This is a genomic window from Enterobacter cloacae complex sp. Mu1197, from assembly GCF_040059225.1.
GTDB lineage: Bacteria > Pseudomonadota > Gammaproteobacteria > Enterobacterales > Enterobacteriaceae > Enterobacter > Enterobacter quasiroggenkampii.
Genome location: NZ_CP157375.1, coordinates 2,811,452 through 2,830,901, shown reverse-complemented (window position 1 = coordinate 2,830,901; position 19,450 = coordinate 2,811,452). Strand labels below are relative to the sequence as shown.

Annotated in this window: 18 protein-coding genes and 1 pseudogene; 12 read left to right on the top strand and 7 right to left on the bottom strand. The window is 54.3% G+C overall.

Annotated features, from left to right (window positions below; all coding sequences use genetic code 11):
- Positions 1-130: 130 nt before the first annotated feature.
- The gene (locus tag ABFV38_RS13375; RefSeq protein ID WP_235403171.1) at positions 131-1,072 is read right to left on the bottom strand and encodes a VirK/YbjX family protein; all 942 of its coding nucleotides are present in this window, start codon (positions 1,070-1,072) and stop codon (positions 131-133) included.
- A 166-nt stretch (positions 1,073-1,238) separates the two neighbouring features.
- Between ABFV38_RS13375 and pphA the strand changes: the two genes are divergently transcribed.
- Entirely contained in the window at positions 1,239-1,883 is a 645-nt protein-coding gene (gene pphA / locus ABFV38_RS13370) for a protein-serine/threonine phosphatase (RefSeq protein WP_348957415.1), read from the top strand.
- 34 nt (positions 1,884-1,917) lie between these two features.
- Here the strand turns inward: pphA and ABFV38_RS13365 are convergent, their stop codons facing one another.
- The 4 genes from ABFV38_RS13365 to yebS all read right to left on the bottom strand — a co-directional run bounded on the left by ABFV38_RS13365 (position 1,918) and on the right by yebS (position 7,669).
- Positions 1,918-2,157, bottom strand: a complete 240-nt coding sequence (locus ABFV38_RS13365) for a YebV family protein (RefSeq protein WP_008500472.1) — start codon at positions 2,155-2,157, stop codon at positions 1,918-1,920.
- Between the two features lie 106 nt (positions 2,158-2,263).
- Complete coding sequence (rsmF, locus tag ABFV38_RS13360) at positions 2,264-3,706, bottom strand: 16S rRNA (cytosine(1407)-C(5))-methyltransferase RsmF (RefSeq protein ID WP_348957414.1); 1,443 nt, start codon at positions 3,704-3,706, stop codon at positions 2,264-2,266.
- Between the two features lie 77 nt (positions 3,707-3,783).
- The gene (locus tag ABFV38_RS13355) at positions 3,784-6,417 is read right to left on the bottom strand and encodes an MlaD family protein (RefSeq protein ID WP_348957413.1); all 2,634 of its coding nucleotides are present in this window, start codon (positions 6,415-6,417) and stop codon (positions 3,784-3,786) included.
- Positions 6,386-7,669 (bottom strand): membrane integrity lipid transport subunit YebS, encoded by a 1,284-nt coding sequence (gene yebS / locus ABFV38_RS13350; protein ID WP_045908227.1) that lies wholly within the window; start codon positions 7,667-7,669, stop codon positions 6,386-6,388. Before yebS ends, ABFV38_RS13355 begins: the two co-directional genes overlap by 32 nt.
- Positions 7,670-7,801: 132 nt before the next feature.
- Here yebS and ABFV38_RS13345 point away from each other — a divergent pair, with 132 nt between their 5' ends.
- From ABFV38_RS13345 to htpX, 4 genes are all read left to right on the top strand, one after another.
- A complete protein-coding gene (locus ABFV38_RS13345) occupies positions 7,802-8,299 on the top strand; it encodes a GAF domain-containing protein (RefSeq protein ID WP_008500476.1) in 498 nt (165 codons plus the stop codon).
- 96 nt (positions 8,300-8,395) lie between these two features.
- Positions 8,396-9,082 carry an RNA chaperone ProQ gene (proQ, locus tag ABFV38_RS13340; protein WP_014884292.1) on the top strand — a complete coding sequence of 229 codons (687 nt, stop codon included), beginning with the start codon at positions 8,396-8,398 and terminating at the stop codon, positions 9,080-9,082.
- 19 nt (positions 9,083-9,101) lie between these two features.
- Positions 9,102-11,150, top strand: a complete 2,049-nt coding sequence (prc, locus tag ABFV38_RS13335; protein WP_025910096.1) for a carboxy terminal-processing peptidase — start codon at positions 9,102-9,104, stop codon at positions 11,148-11,150.
- 193 nt (positions 11,151-11,343) lie between these two features.
- A complete protein-coding gene (gene htpX, locus ABFV38_RS13330; protein ID WP_014884290.1) occupies positions 11,344-12,225 on the top strand; it encodes a protease HtpX in 882 nt (293 codons plus the stop codon).
- A 50-nt stretch (positions 12,226-12,275) separates the two neighbouring features.
- Here the strand turns inward: htpX and ABFV38_RS13325 are convergent, their stop codons facing one another.
- The gene (locus tag ABFV38_RS13325) at positions 12,276-13,649 is read right to left on the bottom strand and encodes an MFS transporter (protein WP_045908229.1); all 1,374 of its coding nucleotides are present in this window, start codon (positions 13,647-13,649) and stop codon (positions 12,276-12,278) included.
- A 178-nt stretch (positions 13,650-13,827) separates the two neighbouring features.
- On the opposite strand from ABFV38_RS13325, the gene kdgR reads away from it, so the two are divergent.
- Positions 13,828-14,619: a DNA-binding transcriptional regulator KdgR gene (kdgR, locus tag ABFV38_RS13320; RefSeq protein WP_023312208.1), complete on the top strand. Its 792-nt coding sequence runs from the start codon at positions 13,828-13,830 to the stop codon at positions 14,617-14,619.
- A 66-nt stretch (positions 14,620-14,685) separates the two neighbouring features.
- Here kdgR and ABFV38_RS13315 read toward each other — a convergent pair whose 3' ends face one another.
- Positions 14,686-14,925, bottom strand: coding sequence for a YobH family protein (locus ABFV38_RS13315; RefSeq protein WP_045908230.1), 240 nt, complete (start codon positions 14,923-14,925; stop codon positions 14,686-14,688).
- A 160-nt stretch (positions 14,926-15,085) separates the two neighbouring features.
- Here ABFV38_RS13315 and mgrB point away from each other — a divergent pair, with 160 nt between their 5' ends.
- The 6 genes and pseudogenes from mgrB (at position 15,086) to ftsI (ending at position 19,438) form a co-directional block, all read left to right on the top strand.
- Positions 15,086-15,229, top strand: a complete 144-nt coding sequence (mgrB, locus tag ABFV38_RS13310) for a PhoP/PhoQ regulator MgrB (protein WP_006175995.1) — start codon at positions 15,086-15,088, stop codon at positions 15,227-15,229.
- A gap of 74 nt (positions 15,230-15,303) precedes the next feature.
- Positions 15,304-15,594: a YebO family protein gene (locus ABFV38_RS13305; protein ID WP_024909723.1), complete on the top strand. Its 291-nt coding sequence runs from the start codon at positions 15,304-15,306 to the stop codon at positions 15,592-15,594.
- Positions 15,595-15,617: 23 nt separating this feature from the next.
- Positions 15,618-16,607, top strand: coding sequence for an MBL fold metallo-hydrolase (locus ABFV38_RS13300; RefSeq protein WP_348957412.1), 990 nt, complete (start codon positions 15,618-15,620; stop codon positions 16,605-16,607).
- A 525-nt stretch (positions 16,608-17,132) separates the two neighbouring features.
- A pseudogene (locus ABFV38_RS13295) lies at positions 17,133-17,277 on the top strand (DUF2627 domain-containing protein).
- 13 nt (positions 17,278-17,290) lie between these two features.
- Positions 17,291-17,500, top strand: a complete 210-nt coding sequence (cspE, locus tag ABFV38_RS13290) for a transcription antiterminator/RNA stability regulator CspE (RefSeq protein WP_001062678.1) — start codon at positions 17,291-17,293, stop codon at positions 17,498-17,500.
- 219 nt (positions 17,501-17,719) lie between these two features.
- Complete coding sequence (ftsI, locus tag ABFV38_RS13285; protein ID WP_348957411.1) at positions 17,720-19,438, top strand: peptidoglycan glycosyltransferase FtsI; 1,719 nt, start codon at positions 17,720-17,722, stop codon at positions 19,436-19,438.
- Positions 19,439-19,450 lie beyond the last annotated feature (12 nt).

The following is a 19,450-nucleotide window of genomic DNA, read 5'->3' as shown; positions in this document are numbered from 1 at the left end:
TGTCTCACTTCTGCAGCGCACGTCCTGTACGTCTGGTTAAAACATAACACACTACGGCATGCTGTAGTCCAGCCCTTTTTGCCTGTTTTGTTAAATTTTCGTGTGCAATTCAGGAAAGCGCGTGCGGGGTCTAAAAGTACGACTTTACCGACGCCTCAATTTCATCAAGCAGCTCAAAGCGACGGCGGTATTCAGCGCGTTTTTTACTGGCGATCTCTTCAAGGGATTTGCGCGCCATCTGCAGCGGCAGCTGCCAGCAGAAAGCGGAGAGTTTTTTACCGTCCAGAGATGCCCAGAATTCATCATAGCTGGCGTGGAAATGACGGCCTTTGCTGAGGCGATAGCGCAACGCGCGGAACACGTGGCCCTCATCGCTGACGGCAAAAATCGCCCGGACAGAGGACTGTGCAGCCAGCTGGAAAAGCACTTCCATCAACACGCGCTTTGGGAACAAGCCGTGGCAGGCGCGGGTGGCCTGTTTAATCACGTCACGCGTTACGTTGCGGCGGGGACCCTGAAGCCCGCCAATGACCATGACTTGCTGACCATTGCTGCGCGCGACGCTAAAGGTCAGGCTGGCCAGCAGCGTATCCTCGTTGTCGCGAAGCCACAGCGTGCTTTCACCTTCACGCTCGGCTTTCCCCGCAGAGGACGCATTGACCGTATAGATAACACCGTCTTTTGCATGGAACTGCGCAACGGGTTGCTCCTGCGGGCTGGTCAGGGCCTGGGCGAGGCAGCTCTCTTTCAGGCTATCAATCCAGTAATAATGGCTAACGATCGCGTCGGCGCGATCGTTAGCCGTCAAACCGCGCATCAGGTACTGCCGGTGGGTTTTGCTTGGCAATGTAATTTGAGAGGCCAGCAGTTTGTCGAAATCGTCGCGACCAGAAAGCGCCTCCAGCATTCGATGGGTAGAAGACCAGAACACCAGCGAACGTAACAGGAACTTCAGGCGATATTCGCGTTTGCGCCAGATCGGTCCCGGGACGCGTTTGCCGTTCACCAGCTCGGAAATAATATTTGTGCGATGCGGATAGAAAACATCGTTATGCAGGTGCGTATTAGACACGTGAAGACCCCTCTTTTTTTCTCCCTTTATTCTAAAGAGCCAGGAAAAAGGGATTAATAGCGCGAGGATCTTTATTTCTGTTTGGTTTACCGTTTGTTTCACTTCATGAGGACCACACCCGTCTGATGCATTTTCTGAGGCGGCTATACTGTTAACAGGAGGGGCTATGTATCAGCGAATTGAAGGTGGGATGTGGCGTCACGTCTGGGTTGTCAGCGATATACATGGCTGTTATCAGTGGCTTATGGAGGAGCTTAAACGCCGTCATTTTAACCCGTATGAGGATTTGCTTATTTCCGTTGGGGATATGATCGATCGTGGGCCTGATAGCGTGAAATGCCTGCAGTTAATTCATGAAAAATGGTTTCGTGCCATCCGGGGCAACCATGAGCAAATGGCGCTCGACGGTCTGGATAATAACGATTTTTCTCTCTGGATGATGAATGGCGGAATGTGGTTTGCGCAACTTGAACGCGACCAGCAACAGCTTGCGCTGTCGTTACTCGAGGCCTGTCGCGATTTACCGCATATCATCGAGATAACCTGTGTGAACGGTCTGAACGTGATTGCCCATGCGGATTATCCGGCAGCGGAATACCGCTGGCAAAAACCGGTCAGTGCCCATCGCGTTTTATGGGACCGCGATCGGTTGATGGGGTTTATGGTGGGCAAAGGGCAGGGCATCAGCGGTGCGGATCATTTCTGGTTCGGACATACGCCTGTCGACAGAAGGTATGATTTTGCCAATCTTCACTACATTGATACGGGCGCCGTATTTGACGGTTACTTTACGCTGGCGCAGCTGCAGTAATAAATAACCCGCCTTCGGGCGGGTTCTCTTTAGGTCAGGCAAGACGCATGACCCAGGCATCGGTTTTACTATCGTAATGCTCACGGTAAAGGACTGAGTGTTCGCCATCAAGTATTGCCGGGACGCTGGTGTCTGCATCCCATGCATCGAGCTGCATGCACAAATCCGGGTCGGATTTGCAGGGAATACTTAACGTTCGATCGCCTTGTGCTTCGCCGCGCAGCTCTGCGTCGTCGATCTCAAAAGCGCCAATACGCACGCTGGTTTTCGTCATAGTGCTCTCCGGGTCGGTTGTCAAAATCTGGTATGACCAGTGCGGCCACCCATTTTTGATCGTAGACAAGGAGAGCAAAATCGCCAGTAAAAAAATGCGCTTTTTTTCAGGCCATGCGATCGTTACCGGTAAACAGCCGTCCATCGCGAACCAGCTCGCGCGGATAGCTGTTTTTCAGTCGTGAACCGACTTTTTTTGCCAGCCCGAGCGGGTATCCCTGATACGTCACGATCACTTCATCGCCTGATGGCGTGCTGTCCGGATAGACATCGCGACCACGGTACCACTCTTCGGCTTCCTGATGCGTCAGGGCAAAGGTATTCTCGCGTCCGGCAAGGGCGATGACGGCCTCATGCTGCCAGCGATAGCCTTTATTATGCACTTCCGCCAGGCGGATCCCGATTCGGGAAAAACGGACCTTTCCGATGAGCGGTTCGATCTCAGCCGGGAACAGCCATACCTCTTTATCCCGCATCCAGAGGTGCAGGCTCTCATCCCAGATCAGGCCAACTTTTTCGGCGGCGGCGACAAGCTGTGCTGCATCGCGCCCTTTGAGGGGGGCAAACGGGAAGTTGCCGACCTTGAATTTAGGTGCGGGCAGGGGAGCAACCGCCTGTGTTTTACGCAGACGTGCCACAAAGAAGCCTTCGCAGTCGTAAATCTGTGGGAACACATGAAGGAAACCCTCAGGGGTGACCGCCTCCTGTGCTGAGGCAAACAGATCGTTAAGCGGCAGGAATTCGACCGCATCCGGGTATTGCGCTTTCAGCCACAAACAGACGTCTTCGTTTTCATCGCGGTTTAAGGTGCACGTTGAATAGACCAGCGTGCCGCCTGGGCGAAGGGCATGGAATGCGCTCTCGATCAGCTCCCGCTGCGTGGCGGCGATCTCAAGGTTGCTTTCCACGGACCAGTTCTTTAACGCATCGGGATCTTTACGCACCACCCCTTCGCCGGAGCAAGGGGCATCCAGCAGGATGGCGTCGAAGGCTTCCGGCAAGGCGGCGCCAAACACGCGTCCGTCGAAGTGCGTCAGGGCAACATTATGAATACCGCAGCGGCTGATGTTGGCATGCAATACCTTCACGCGGCTGGCGGAAAACTCGTTGGCGAGGATCGCGCCCCGATTACCCATACGGGCGGCAATCTGCGTGGTTTTTGAGCCAGGCGCCGCGGCCACATCCATTACGCGTTCAGGCGAATTGCCATCGGCGAACAGGGCTGCCACCGGCAGCATAGAGCTGGCTTCCTGGATATAGAACAGGCCGCTCAGATGTTCAGCGGTGCTTCCCAGCGGCACGGCGTCTTCGTCATCGCGCTCGATCCAGAACCCCTCAGCGCACCACGGTACCGGCGTAAGCTGCCAGCTGTAGGGCGCGACCAGCGCCAGAAAATCCTCGACGCTGATTTTCAGCGTGTTGACGCGAATACTGCGGCGTAACGGACGCTGGCAGGCGGCGATAAAATCGTCTAACGACAGGTGAGAAGGAAGCGCCTCGCGCATCTGCGCCAGGAATTGTTCAGGAAGAAATACGGAGTTTTGAGCCACGGGCACACCACAGGGAAAAGTTCAGGTGCGCAGTGTAACATAAAGGCCCCGGTGCGTTGACACCGGAGCCTTGCAGATTAACGCGGCAGGGCGGTTCCCCATTCGCGCCACTCTTTCGGTTCGCTTTCGAGCAGCAGGAAGTGTTTACCCGGCTGCGCTTTCGGTGCCAGCGGCGTTCCCGGCGGCGTGGCAAAGGCAATGCCACCGCGAATGAACTGGTTGAAGGTGCCGGTTTTCACCACGCCTCCCGTCAGGCCAAAGTCCAGCGAATAGCCGGATGCCAGCCAGAATACCGAGTTATTACGTACCAGATGCTGGTAGCGTTCACTGATGCGCAACGCCACCATTACGCGGTCAGAGAGCGTACCGAGCGTCAGGCCCGTGACCGTACCGACTTCAATACCGCGGAACAGTACAGGCGTGCCGATGCTCAGCGAGCCCGCTTCCGGCACTTCCACCACGATGCTCAGGCCGCCAAGGTAGCGCGAGTCGGTGATCGTGGCTTCCTGCAGCTCGAAATCACGACGGGCATTGCCCTGGCCTGGCTCCACGTTGATGTACGGCTGCAAAATGGTGTCGAGATGCTCAACGCCCGCGGCCGAGATCTGCGGCGTGACCACCGAGAAGCGCGTACCCGTCCGGGCAAAGGTCTGCACATATTCCGGGTAAAGTACGGCGGTGGCCTGCACCTCGTTACGCGAGGTGATCAGCGTCAGCTTCTGGATCTGCCCGATATCAATACCCAGATAGCGGATGGGCATGCCTTCTGCCAGCTTACCGGCGTCAAACGCGTGCAGGGTAATCTGCCCACCCACGGCGCGGGCGGCGGTCTCGGACGGGAAGAGAATACGTTTATCGCCCTTGCGCAGATTCGCGCCCGCACCGCTGAGGTTATCGAAGCTAATCGCCCCCCGCAGCGCGCGTGACAGCGGAGAGGCCTGCACGGTCAGTCCGTTACCGTTAAGCTGAACTTTCGCGCCGCCTTCGGCCCAGAAGACGCTGTTTGGCGTCAGCAGCTTGCGGTACTCCGGCTTGATGTGCAGTTCGATATCAAAGGCGTCGGCACGCGGGCGAACGGTAATCACTTCCCCGACTTCAAACTTGCGATACAGCACCACGGAGCCCGCCTGAACGTCCGGCAGGGTCTCGGCGCTTAACGTCAGCGTGGTAGTAGGAAGATCGCTCAGGCTGTTTTCAATCGCTTTCTCCAGGTTGGCATACAGCGGGTAGCTGCCGCGCACGGGGCCTTTATCCCCCGGTAAAATGCGGATACCGCCGTTGACCCATTCGCTGGCGCTGGCACCGAGAAACTCCACGCCGTCCAGACCCACCTTCACGTCGACGCGACTGTTCACCACGAATTTACTGTCACCGTGCACCAGGTCTCTGTATTGCGGGTCGATGGCGACGGAGAATTGCACCCCCTCTGCGGAGAGCTTGCGCTCCAGCACCTGTCCCACCTGCACGCCATGTAAAATCAACGGCTGACCGGCTTCAATCCCATAGCTTTCAGGCGCATTCAGGGTAACCGTCACCACGCCCGGTTTTTGCAACAGAGCTTTATCCGCCGGAGCAATCACGAAGCTGTTACTGGGCTGACCTTCCCCCGGGATCAGTTCAAAGGTATTGCCGGTCAACAGCGTGCTGAGGCTGGTATCGTTCAGGGAGATCTTTGGACTGCGCATTTCGATGCGCGTTTTCTCGCGCAGGAGATCGACCACGCTCGGATCGACCGTCATTTCGCCGGTGACCGACCCGCCCGGGTTGAGCGTCATTTTGGTGAGCTGGCCGACCTGCAGACCCTGATACATCAGCGGCGTTGAACCCGCTTTTAGCCCCTTAGCATCGGGCAGGGCAAGCTTGACGATCACGCCGCGCTGGCTGTGCGCCAGGTCGGCGTACAATCCGAACGTGTCATCAGCGGTGGCAGGGCTCGAGTTTTCCGGGGAGTCAAAGGCAATGGCGCCGTTCACCAGGGCGGCCAGACTTTCCAGCTTCACTTTCGCACCGCTCAGGCTGAGGTCGGCATCCACGCCGGAGACGTTCCAGAAGCGGCTGCCCTTTTTCACCAGATTGGTGAAGCGACGCTCGATCAGCACATCAATGGTAACGCCCTGTTTATTCGGGTTAATTGCGTAATCGTACACGCGGCCAACCGGGATCTTACGGAAATAGACCAGGGAGCCACTGTTCAGGGAACCGAGGTCCGGCGCCTGGAGATGAATCATCAAATCGCCGTTATTGAGGCGGTATTTGGGCTGCGTATCCAGAGCCACAAAGTGATCCTGCGGTTCGCCTTTGCCCGGCATCATGCCGATATAGTTCCCGCCCACGAGCGCATCCAGCCCGGAAACACCGGCCAGCGAGGCTTTTGGCGTCACCAGCCAGAACTGCGTTTCGCTGCGCAGGGCATCCTGCATGTCAGATTTGATACTGACCCGCACCTGAATCTTGTTCAGCCCTTTTCCAAGTGAGATATCCTGCACCGTACCGACCTCAACCCCCTGGAAGCGAACGGGCGTTCGTCCGGCGACGATGCCGTCGGCGGTCTGGAAATCAATGGTGACTGTACTCCCGCGATCTTCATAGCTTGTCCAGATAAGCCAGCCTGCAATCATCAGGGCGATGACGGGCAGCAACCAGAATGGCGAAATGCGGCGTTTTGTTTTAATTCTCGCTTCAGTCGGCGAAGCGGGGGTTTCCTGACTCATGTGCATCCCAAAGTAAGCGGCTATCCAGCCATTCCACAGCAAGAATAGTCAATATCACCGCAGAGCCGAAATAAAAAGCCGCGGGTCCCATTGTAAAAGCAAGTAACTGATCGCGATTGATGAGCGACATCATCAGCGAAATCACGAACAAATCTAACATTGACCAGCGGCCAATCCAGGTGACGAATCGCAGAAGCAGAATGCGTGTCCGTAAACCTTGTTCACACTTTAAGTGAATGCTGATGAGCAGGGTAATCATCACTACCACTTTGGTAAAGGGAACCAGGATACTGGCAATAAAGACGATCGCCGCCACCCCGACATTGCTGTGCGCAAGGGAGATAATCCCGGAGAGGATAGTATCCTCCTGACGTCCGCCATTCACGTAAATGATGGAAATAGGCAGCATATTGGCGGGGATCAGGAACACCAGGGAGGCGATCAGCGCGGCCCAGCATTTTTGCAGGCTGTTGTTGCGCCGCAGCCGTAATGGAATGTGGCACCGCGGGCAGCGTCCGCGCGGGTCGGGCAACCCGGTATAGTGGCATCCCAGACAGACGCGCAGATTTTCATCGGGGCGCGTGGCGGGGCGCTGAGGGTAAAAACGCTCCCAGAGCTGCTCAACGTTCAGGTGGATCAGCGTCAGGATGCTCAGCAACACCAGACAGATGAAAGCAAAGAGTCCAATGCCGGGCTGCAAAAAGGCGTAGTCCTGGACTTTTATGGACGCAACGCCCACGCCGACCAGATAGATATCCAGCATGACCCACTCTTTGAGCTTATCCAGCATCAGCAGCACCGGGCGAAGGTTCATGCCAAGAATATTGCCAAACCAGAGATAGGCAATGGCGGCAACCAGCACCAGCGGTGCGCCCACGGTGCAGAACAGCACCATCGCGGCGGTGATGGGATCGCCCTGACGGGTCATCTGCCAGATACCCTGCAGCACGTTGGCATCAATGCGCACGCCAAGCAGGTAGAGCTTCAGCAGCGGTTCGCTCCAGGCGAAGGGCATCAGTAGCAGCATGGTGACGGCCATGGCGGCGAGGCGGGTCAACGACCAGTCGCGGCCATCGCGAATTTTGGCGTCGCAGCGGGGACAGAAGGCACTTTGGTGCGATTTCATCTTCGGCAACATAAAAAGCGTATCGCACTGGGGGCAACGCTGATAATGTGCACGAGGCAAAGCTTCGCTTACCGTATGGACAGTTATCTTTCTCGTCGGCGTAATTTTGGTTGTTTTTAAGGCCATCAGCTGCGCACAAATAAGTATTGTTGAAAGTTATAATAACTCATGAACGGATTCATCTTGAGCATGAGCGCATTTAATGCTTATTTTAATAGGCTATGCGGTAATTTTGTAAGACAACTAAGTGATTGAATAATGAACAAAACAGAATTCTACGCGGATCTGAACCGCGATTTTAAGGCATTGATGGCGGGTGAGACCAGCTTCTTAGCCACTCTGGCAAATACTAGCGCATTGCTGTTTGAACGTCTCTCTGACGTAAACTGGGCGGGCTTTTACCTTCTGGAAGGTGAAACGCTGGTGCTTGGTCCGTTCCAGGGCAAACTGGCCTGCGTGCGTATCCCGGTTGGGCGTGGCGTATGCGGCACGGCGGTGGCCGAGAATCAGGTCCAGCGTGTGGAAGACGTTCATGCGTTTGATGGACACATTGCCTGTGATGCTGCCAGTAATTCTGAAATCGTTCTGCCGCTGGTGGTCAAAAATCAGATTATTGGCGTTCTGGACATCGACAGTACGGTCTTCAGTCGCTTTACAACCGAGGACGAACAGGGGCTGCGCGAGCTGGTGGCGAATCTGGAAAACGTACTCGCAGCAACCGATTATCAAAAATTCTTTGCGAGCGTCGCAGGATAATCAACGGATAACGTAGCATTTACTGATAGCGTCATTATAATGACGCCTGTTCATGCCTGCGCTTGTTGGCAACGTCCGTTGTAATCAGGAAATTTCATGGAAAATCAACCTAAGTTGAATAGCAGTAAAGAAGTTATCGCATTTCTGGCCGAGCGTTTCCCGCAGTGCTTCAGCGCGGAAGGCGAAGCTCGTCCCCTGAAAGTCGGTATTTTTCAGGATCTGGTGGCACGTGTTGAAGGGGAAATGAACCTCAGCAAAACTCAGCTGCGTTCCGCCTTACGTCTTTATACTTCGAGCTGGCGTTACCTGTACGGTATCAAACCTGGCGCGACTCGCGTGGATCTCGACGGCAACCCTTGCGGTGAGCTGGACGAGCAGCACGTTGAGCATGCGCGCAAGCAGCTGGAAGAAGCCAAAGCACGCGTTCAGGCACAACGTGCGGAACAGCAAGCGAAAAAACGCGAAGCCGCCGCGGCAAACGGCCAGGAAGAAGCGCCTCGTCGTGAGCGTAAACCACGCCCTGCGCCGCGTCGTCACGATAATAACGATCGCAAACCGCGTGCAGACAAACCAGCAGCAAAAGCCCCGCGTGCGCCTCGTGAAGAGCCGCGCCATACGCCGGTTTCTGACATTAACGCCCTGAGCGTCGGTCAGGCACTGAAGGTAAAAGCGGGTAACAATGCTATGGACGCCACCGTACTGGAAATCACCAAAGATGGCGTTCGTGTACAGCTGACTTCTGGTATGTCAATGATTGTACGCGCAGAACACTTGTTGTTCTGAAACGGAGGCCAAGCCTGGCATGAACACTTTTTTTAAGCTCACCGCGCTGGCGGGTCTGTTTGCTATAACAGGTCACGCTTTTGCAGTGGACGATATCACGCGTGTTGATCAAATTCCGGTTCTCAAGGAAGAGACGCAGCACGCGACGGTGAGCGAGCGCGTGACCTCACGTTTCACCCGTTCGCACTATCGTCAGTTCGATCTCGATCAGGCCTTTTCGGCCAAAATCTTTGACCGCTATCTGAACTTGCTGGATTACAGCCATAACGTTTTGCTCGCCAGCGATGTCGAGCAGTTCGCTAAGCGAAAATCCGAGGTGGGTGACGAGTTGCGTTCAGGCAAGCTGGATCTGTTCTACGATCTCTACAACCTGTCGCAAAAGCGCCGCTTCGAACGCTATCAGTACGCGCTGAAAGTGCTGGAACGTCCAATGGACTTCACCGGCAACGACACCTTCAATCTGGACCGCAGCAAAGCGCCCTGGCCAAAAGATGAAGCCGAGCTGAATGCGCTGTGGGACGGCAAAGTTAAATACGACGAACTGAGCCTTAAGCTCACCGGCAAAGACGAAAAAGAGATCCGTGACACGCTGACGCGTCGTTACAAATTTGCCATTCGTCGCCTGGCCCAGACCAACAGTGAGGATGTCTTCTCGCTGGCCATGACGGCCTTTGCGCACGAAATCGATCCGCACACCAACTATCTCTCACCACGCAACACCGAACAGTTCAATACCGAAATGAGCCTGTCTCTGGAAGGTATCGGCGCGGTGCTGCAGATGGACGATGATTACACGGTGATCAATTCGATGGTCGCGGGTGGCCCGGCATCTAAAAGCAAAGCGATTAGCGTTGGCGATCGTATTGTAGGTGTGGGACAAACCGGCCAGAACATGGTCGACGTGATCGGCTGGCGTCTTGATGACGTGGTTGCGCTGATCAAAGGTCCGAAAGGCAGCAAGGTTCGTCTGGAAATTCTGCCAGCCGGAAAAGGCACCAAAACCCGTATCGTTACCCTGACCCGTGAGCGTATCCGTCTGGAAGACCGCGCGGTGAAAATGTCGGTGAAAACCGTGGGTAAAGAGAAGGTGGGCGTCCTGGATATTCCTGGCTTCTACGTCGGGCTGACTGACGATGTGAAAGTTCAGCTGCAGAAGCTTGAAAAGCAGAACGTCAGCAGCATCATCATCGACCTGCGCAGTAACGGCGGCGGGGCGCTGACGGAAGCGGTTTCTCTCTCTGGCCTGTTCATCCCATCTGGCCCGGTGGTTCAGGTGCGCGATAACAACGGTAAAGTGCGCGAAGATGCGGACAATGACGGTGTGGTCTACTACAAAGGTCCGCTGGTTGTTCTGGTTGACCGGTTCAGCGCTTCCGCGTCTGAGATCTTTGCCGCAGCCATGCAGGACTACGGCCGCGCGCTGATCGTCGGTGAGCCAACCTTCGGGAAAGGCACTGTTCAGCAGTACCGCTCTCTGAATCGTATTTACGATCAGATGCTGCGTCCGGAATGGCCTGCGCTGGGCTCGGTTCAGTACACCATTCAGAAATTCTACCGCGTAAACGGCGGCAGTACGCAGCGTAAGGGCGTCACGCCGGACATCATCATGCCGACTGGCACCCAAGAGACGGAAACCGGCGAGAAGTTTGAAGATAACGCGTTGCCGTGGGACAGCATCAATGCCGCAACCTACGTGAAAGCGGGTGATATGACGCAGTTTGGCCCTGAGTTGCTGAAGGCGCATAACGACCGTATCGCGAAAGATCCGGAGTTCCAGTACATCATGAAGGACATTGCGCGATTCAATGCTCTGAAGGATAAGCGGAATATTGTTTCTCTGAACTACGCTCAGCGTGAAAAAGAGAACAACGAAGACGATGCAACCCGCCTGGCGCGTATCAACGATCGCTTCAAGCGTGAAGGCAAGCCTCTGCTCAAGAAACTGGACGATCTGCCAAAAGATTACCAGGAGCCGGATCCGTATCTCGACGAGACGGTGCATATCGCTCTCGACCTGGCGAATCAGGAAAAAGAGAAACCTGCCGTACAGCCCGCTCCGGCAAAATAACCTCCCAACAGGCACAAGATATTGTGCCTGTTTCTTTTTGTACTTTATCCTTCCGTCAGCCAGATTTTCAATTGTGTAAAGTTGTGTCTTTCTGGTGACTTACGCCCGCCGGATGCTTGAAAATAGCCGCAATACCCATACGATGTGGGTAATCGCATAGTGCGTTTTGTTAAACTGAGGTAAAAAGAAAATTATGATGCGAATCGCGCTCTTCCTGCTCACCAACCTGGCGGTGATGGTGGTTTTCGGGCTCGTGCTAAGCCTGACAGGAATTCAGTCGAGCAGCGTTCAGGGTCTGTTGATTATGGCGCTGCTGTTTGGTTTTGGTGGCTCGTTCATCTCCCTGCTGATGTCGAAGTGGATGGCACTGAAATCGGTAGGGGGTGAGGTCATTGAGCAACCCCGTAACGATATGGAACAGTGGCTGATGAATACGGTGGCTCAGCAGTCCCGTCAGGCCGGGATCGCCATGCCGCAGGTGGCCATTTACCATGCTCCGGATATCAACGCGTTCGCCACGGGTGCCCGTCGCGATGCGTCACTGGTTGCTGTCAGCACCGGACTGCTGCAGAACATGAGCCGTGACGAAGCCGAAGCGGTTATCGCCCACGAAATCAGCCATATCGCCAACGGTGACATGGTGACCATGACCCTGATTCAGGGCGTGGTAAACACCTTCGTGATCTTTATCTCCCGTATTCTGGCGCAGATTGCCGCGGGCTTCATGGGCGGCAACCGCGACGAAGGCGAAGAGAGCAACGGCAACCCGCTGATCTATTTTGCCGTGTCGATGGTTCTGGAACTGGTATTTGGTATTCTGGCCAGCATCATCACCATGTGGTTCTCTCGTCACCGTGAATTCCACGCGGATGCCGGCTCTGCGAAGCTGGTTGGTCGTGAGAAGATGATTGCCGCGCTGCAGCGTCTGAAAACCTCCTACGAGCCGCAGGAAGCGAACAGCATGATGGCCTTCTGCATTAACGGTAAATCCAAATCGCTGAGCGAGCTGTTTATGTCTCACCCGCCGCTGGATAAGCGTATTGAAGCGCTGCGCAGTGGGGAATACCTGAAGTAACGCAACAAAACACAAAAAGCCGGGCGGGAGAACACTCCGCCCGGCTTTTTTTATGCCTGAACCCTGGGCTGGGTCACCCGCAGGCCACTGACGACCGCCGCGAGGGTGGCAAGGGCGCCTGCGGTGAGGAGCGCAAGGTGGTTACCGTTTTGTCCGGCAAGGTTAAACATCAGGGCGACCAGCGCCGCACCGCTGCTTTGCCCCAGCAGGCGCGCGGTTCCCAGCATGCCGCTGGCCCCACCGCTGCGATGCCGCGGCGCTGAGGTGATAATGGTGTGGTTATTGGGGGACTGGAACAGGCCAAACCCTGCGCCGCAGAGGATCATGCGCCAGATGATGTCCAGATCCGAAGGCGACGAGGGCAACAATGCTAACGCGAAAAGGCCTGTCGCCATCACCGCCAGCCCCAACGCGCCCAATAAACCGGCATGAACGCGTTCAATTAAATAACCTGCCAGCGGTGCCATCACCATTGTCGCCAGCGGCCAGGGGGTGAGCAGCAGCCCGGTTTCCACTTCTGAACGGCCAACTACGCTCTGCAGAAAGAAGGGCAGGGAGACCAGGGCTAGCATCTGGGCGCAGAACGAGCAGACAGACGTGCAGATGGAGAGCGAAAAGAGGGGAATACGCAGCAGGTCAACGGGCAGCAAAGGAACTGGCAGGGTGAGCTGGCGGCGTACAAAGAAGAAGCCGATCGCCAGCAGGGCGATGAGCTCCGCGGCGGTAATCATTAGAGATTGTCCCTGCGCAAAGCCGCTCAGCGCCGTAATCAACAGGCCGAAGGTCAGGGCATTCATCACCGCACTTGCCACGTCGAAGCGCGGCATGCTGCTTTTGGGGCCGTTAGCGGGAAGAAAGCGCAGGGCAAAAAAGATGGCGACGATACCCAGCGGCACGTTAATGGCGAACAGCCATTGCCATGACGCAACGGAGAGGATCGCCGCCGCAATGGTTGGCCCGGCGGCAGAAGAGACGGCGACAATAAACGAGTTTATCCCCATTCCGCGCCCCAGATGACGCTGCGGATAAATTAAGCGGATCAGCGCCGTGTTTACGCTCATGAGCGCCGCGCCGCCAAAACCCTGCGCAATACGCGCAAGCGTCAGGGTATGCAGTGAATCTGAAAGGGCACAGAGCAGGGAGGTAAAAGTGAAAACCACCAGGCCGCACTGATATACCCGGCGGTAGCCGAACATATCGCCGAGGAAAGAGAACGAGAGCAGTGACACCACAATCGCAATCTGGTAGGCGTTAACAATCCAAATCGAACTGGCGGGTGAGGCATGCAGGTCGCTGGCGATGGTTGGCAGGGCAACGTTTGCAATCGCGCCGTCAAGGACGGCCATTGAGATACCGATAATGATGGTCGCTATTGCGCCATACCGTTGGGGTAATGGCAGGCCATCAGAAAGATTCTTTTCCATCAGGAGTAAAAAGCTCAGCGTGAAATTATTCTCAGGGTAACTATTTTAGCATTGTTACAGCCGCGATATGTCGCAGATTTGTAACGAAGTAAACGCGGATTGATTGCAGGTGACATGACGGGAACTTATAATAAAAACCGGTTCTGATTTTTATAAAACACTCGCTATGAGGTGGTAAATGGCTATTGCGGATTTGGATAAACAGCCAGATTCTGTTTCTTCCGTGCTGAAGGTGTTTGGCATCTTACAGGCGCTTGGAGAAGAGCGTGAAATAGGTATTACAGAGCTGTCGCAGCGCGTGATGATGTCAAAAAGCACCGTTTATCGCTTTTTGCAAACCATGAAGTCACTGGGTTATGTTGCGCAGGAAGGCGAATCTGAAAAGTATTCTCTGACGCTGAAGCTGTTTGAATTGGGTGCGCGTGCGCTACAAAATGTTGACCTGATCCGCAGCGCTGACATTCAGATGCGTGAAATCTCTCGCCTGACCAAAGAGACCATTCATCTCGGTGCGCTGGATGAAGACAGCATCGTTTACATCCATAAAATCGACTCCATGTACAATCTGCGCATGTATTCGCGCATTGGTCGCCGCAACCCGCTCTACAGTACCGCCATTGGTAAAGTTCTGCTGGCGTGGCGCGATCGCGAGGAAGTGAAGCAGATCCTTGAAGGCGTGGAATACAAGCAAAGTACCTCACGAACCATTACCAGCACGGATGCGCTGCTGACGGTGCTTGACCGCGTGCGCGAGCAGGGATATGGCGAAGATAACGAAGAGCAGGAAGAGGGTCTGCGCTGCATCGGCGTTCCGGTATTTGACCGCTTTGGCGTGGTGATCGCGGGCTTGAGTATCTCCTTCCCAACCTTACGCTTCTCCGAAGAGCGTCTGCATGAGTATGTGGCTATTCTGCACACTGCGGCACGGAAAATTTCTGAACAGATGGGATATCACGACTACCCGTTTTAATCCCTGCTGGTAGAGAAAAACGCCGCATCTGATGCGGCGTTTTTTGTATGTCATTCACCAGGCTGATTAGCCATTATCAATCACGACGGATGTTTTACGCAGTACAGGGCAGTGGGTTAAACCAACGATCCCGCTGTCAGTATGCAGATACTGGGCAGTGCTCATTCCCTGTGCTGTGAGATATTTACACTGAATGCCTAGCCCGGCTGCGTTTTCGGTGCTCCCCACGAGCACGCCATAGCCCGTTAACAGAAGGCCAATCCAGACAAGGGCCAGTGCAATAATTGTTCGAATGATGAATCGCATCATTACCTCTTTTATCGTTGTTATCGTAATGCTAGCGTAAAGCGTTTACGCGATGAAACAAGTGCAGGATTCTGAAAAAAGCGCGATGGAGGCACAGTTAGTCCTTGTTTAAGATAAGCGTGATAATCTCGTTACATCAGGTCCTTAGACGGAGTGTGGAGTGAAAAAAATACGCTGGGTAATTCTGATTATCGTGCTGATAGCGTGCGTGGTGTTATGGACGCAGACGATCAATGTGATGTGCGATCAGGATGTACAGTTTTTTAGCGGCGTTTGCGCAATAAACAAGTTTATTCCGTGGTAATAGACATTTTTTCTCAACGTGATTTCCTTCCTTCGCGCCAGTGGTAAAATAGACGTTTTTATTGAGGTGGTGAAATGGGTGAGTTACTGAATTCAGGGCTGCTGAATATAGCATCCCTGATGATTTCTTTGGTGGTTCTGCTTGTGGGGCTGGTCATCTGGTTTTTCGTGAACCGCGCCAGTTCCCGTACTAACGAGCAGATCGAACTGCTGGAAGCGCTGCTCGATCAGCAAAAACGTCAGAATGCGCTGCTACGCCGTCTGTGTGAGGCTAACGAACCGGAAGAGAAAGACGCGCCGAAAGACGCGGTCGCTGAAGATAACAAAGACGAAGACGACTTTATCCGCCTGGTGGCTGAGCGTTAATCTTTTTGTCCTGGGAGGTGGCTGTGGTCTGGAAAAATCCCTGGTATGACCCCTCCCTGAAACATCACACCCCAAACGGTTTTTGTAATACCGATCCTGTCGGACATCAACCCGGCGACCTTGACCGTTGGCGTAAAGCGCGTAAAGAGGCCGGATTACCGAAGCCGCCCGCGCTGGGTTATGAAGACTTTATCCGCCAGTGGTGGCAACCGGTTGAGCTTACGCAACCTCAGGAAGATGGGGTATGGTGGCTCGGACACGCGAGCGTGTTGCTGCAGCTGGACGGCAATACCATCCTTACCGATCCGGTGTTTTCTCGACGCGCTTCTCCGCTGCCTTTCCTGGGACCCCAGCGTAAGACACCCCCCGTACTGTCTGTCGAGCAACTTCATCAGCTGGATGCGGTCGTCATTTCCCATAATCATTACGATCATCTTGATGACGCAACCCTTCGCCGAATCCTCAAACGCTTTCCCGACGTCAGTATTTTTGTTCCTTTGGGCCTCGCCGACTGGTTTCGTCGCCGGGGAGCAAAACGCGTGGTCGAACTCGACTGGTGGCAGAGTTTCACCTGGCAGGGGATGACGCTGACCGCCGTACCGGCACAGCACTGGAGCATGCGCACGCCATGGAACCGCAATCGTTCCTTATGGTGCGGCTGGGTGATGGAAGGACGGCATCACCGTTTCTGGTTCAGCGGTGATACCGGCTATTCACCTGAGCTGCTGTTAATTCCTGAACGCCTGGGCCAGATAGATGCTGCCGCGTTACCGATTGGTGCCTATGCCCCACGATGGTTCATGGCTGTCCATCATATGGATCCGCAATCTGCGGTGGCATTGTGGCTGCAGCTGGGCTCACCATTGGCATTCCCCATTCACTGGGGCGTGTTTGAACTGGCAGATGAAGCCTTAGATGAACCTGTGCAGGAGTTAACTCACGCACTCGATAATTTAGCACCAGTTAACCATTCTTTCAGGATACTGAAAATTGGTGAATATTTATCCTTATAAACGAAGCGATAAATTGTTGCATATATTGTTGATGTAAACGCGCGCAGGAATGTTTTATTTTTATCGAAACGTTTTGCTTGCCTTCTTTTGATGCAGAGTCATAAAAATTTCATTATTTTGGTGCATAACGCTGTTTATTCGCTGGTGCATTTTAATACAGCTGGGCGCGGGTTATTAACACTGTTTTTTCTCTGAAACAATTTGGTCGCGTTACAATGATTTAAGCATAAGTTTTCACAAATTGTTCTAACTCAATCAAGACGTAAGATTTCTTTTCCCGTTTGCTGGACGGTTCGTAATGATTGAGCTATGTTAAAAAAGTCTTAGATTACAGCGGGTGTGAAAGCAACGCTGGGTCTTTGTTACGCAGCAGGGCTGTCTGTACGTGATGCGCATAATTGTGCAAAACCTGACAGGCACTGTTCGAATTTGTGCGGCGGATCGAGACATGTTTAAAAATGGCTTGCCATATTAAACATAGTGTGTGATAACACGTTTTGGGTCAAACGAGGTACAGTTCTGTTTATGTGTGGCATTTTCAGTAAAGAAGTCCTGAGTAAACACGTTGTCGTTGAATACCGCTTCTCTGCCGAACCTTATATTAGTGCCTCATGCAGTAATGTCTCAGTTTTATCTCAGTTAATGCCTGCGGGCTAAGAAAACACTCTAAGGAATTTTGCAAAATGGCAAAGATTAAAGGTCAAGTTAAGTGGTTCAACGAGTCTAAAGGTTTTGGTTTCATTACTCCTGCTGACGGCAGCAAAGACGTGTTCGTACACTTCTCTGCAATCCAGGGTAACGGCTTCAAAACTCTGGCTGAAGGCCAGAACGTTGAGTTCGAAATTCAGGACGGCCAGAAAGGCCCAGCTGCAGTTAACGTAACTGCTATCTGATCGAACCGCTGCTGACTGAAGTGCCCGGCACTTCACTCTCAGACATAAAGCCTCGCTTGTCGCGGGGCTTTTTTATGTCCCTTATCTTTCAAAATATTACCATCCGCGGTCTTGTTAGTAACTTGTTGCAAAGCTGCGAGGTTAGTAGCACTGTTTCGCCACCTTCTCGCCGTCTTTTCCCGTTAAATCAGGGCGTTGTTTTACAGCCCTGGGGTTCAGGTGAAGAAGACATTGATAACAGCAACTGGAAATTTCACGCCGGCGCGTTTTGCTCTGCTCTGTTTAGCTATTTTTTCTAGTCTGGCTTTTCTGCTGGGCCGCGTTGCCTGGCTGCAAATCATCAAGCCTGACAATCTGGTGAAGCAGGAGGATATGCGATCCCTACGCCAGCTGGCGATTGATGCGCCGCGCGGCATGATAATGGATCGTGAGGGTCGCCCCCTGGCGGTGAGCGTGCCTGTCCAGGCCGTTTGGGCCGATCCTAAAACGGTGCTGGCAAAAGGGGGCGTTGGGCTTGATGAGCGCTGGCAGGCGCTGGCCAGCGCGCTGCATCTCTCCCTCGGCACACTCTCTGCACGCATCAACGCCAACCCACAGGGCCGTTTTATTTACCTTGCCCGTCAGGTCGATCCTGCGCAGGCAAAGTGGATCGACAAACTGAATCTGCCCGGCATTAATTTGCGCGATGAGTCCCGCCGTTTTTATCCTGCCGGCCATGTGGCTGCGAACCTGATTGGTTTCACCAATATTGACGGGCAGGGCATTGAAGGTGTGGAAAAGAGCTTCAACGCGCAACTTACCGGCAAGCCGGGTGTGCGTCAGGTAAGGGAAGATCGCTATGGACGCGTGGTTGAAAACCTGACCGAAATTGCGCCCGCACCGGCGCATAACATCCAGTTAAGTATTGACGAGCGACTACAAACCATCACCGAAGATGCGCTCGACAATGCCGTGGCCTGGAACAAGGCCGAGTCGGGGGCGTCGGTGCTCATTAATATCCCAACCGGGGAAATCCTCGCCATGGCGAGCTACCCGGATTTTAACCCCAATAATCGTGAAGGGGCGACGATAAACGATTTTCGCAACCGCGCAATCAGCGATACGTTCGAACCTGGTTCGACCGTCAAGCCGCTGGTGCTGATGACGGCCCTGCAGCAGGGGCTGGTCCAGCCGGACAGCGTGATTGACACCCACCCGTATACCCTTGACGGACATCGCATTCGCGACGTGGGCTTTTACCCTGAGCTGACGATGACCGGGATCCTGCAAAAATCGAGCGACACCGGCGTTTCCCGACTTTCGCTGGCGATGCCTGTCCAGCATCTCATCGATACCTATCGAAACTTTGGTTTTGGCATCAATACGGGGCTTGGCTTAACGGGGGAAAGCTCGGGGCTGTTGCCACAGCGTAAATACTGGAGCCAGCTCGATCGCGCGACTTTTGCCTTCGGCTACGGGCTGATGGTTACGCCGCTCCAGCTGGCCCACGTCTACGCCACGATTGGCGGGTACGGGCTTGAGCGTCCGCTCTCCATCACCCGCATCGATCCCCCCGTTATCGGGCATCGCGTCATGCCGGAAGAGATTGCCCATGAAGTGGAGCACATGATGGAAAGCGTTGCGCTGCCGGGCGGCGGAGGCGTTAAGGCTGCCGTGCGTGATTATCGGGTGGCGGTGAAAACCGGTACGGCAAAGAAAATTGACGATAGCGGGAAGTATGTCGATAAATACGTCGCCTACACGGCGGGGGTTGCCCCTGCCAGCAATCCGCGTTTTGCCCTGGTGGTGGTGATTAACGATCCGCAAAACGGGGCTTACTACGGCGGGGCCGTCTCTGCCCCTGTCTTCAGTGAGATTATGGGTAACGTGCTGCGTCTGGAGAATATCAAACCTGACGGGTTACCGGCGGGGTCCGATCACCTTATCGTCATGCGCTAACCGGGCGTTTAT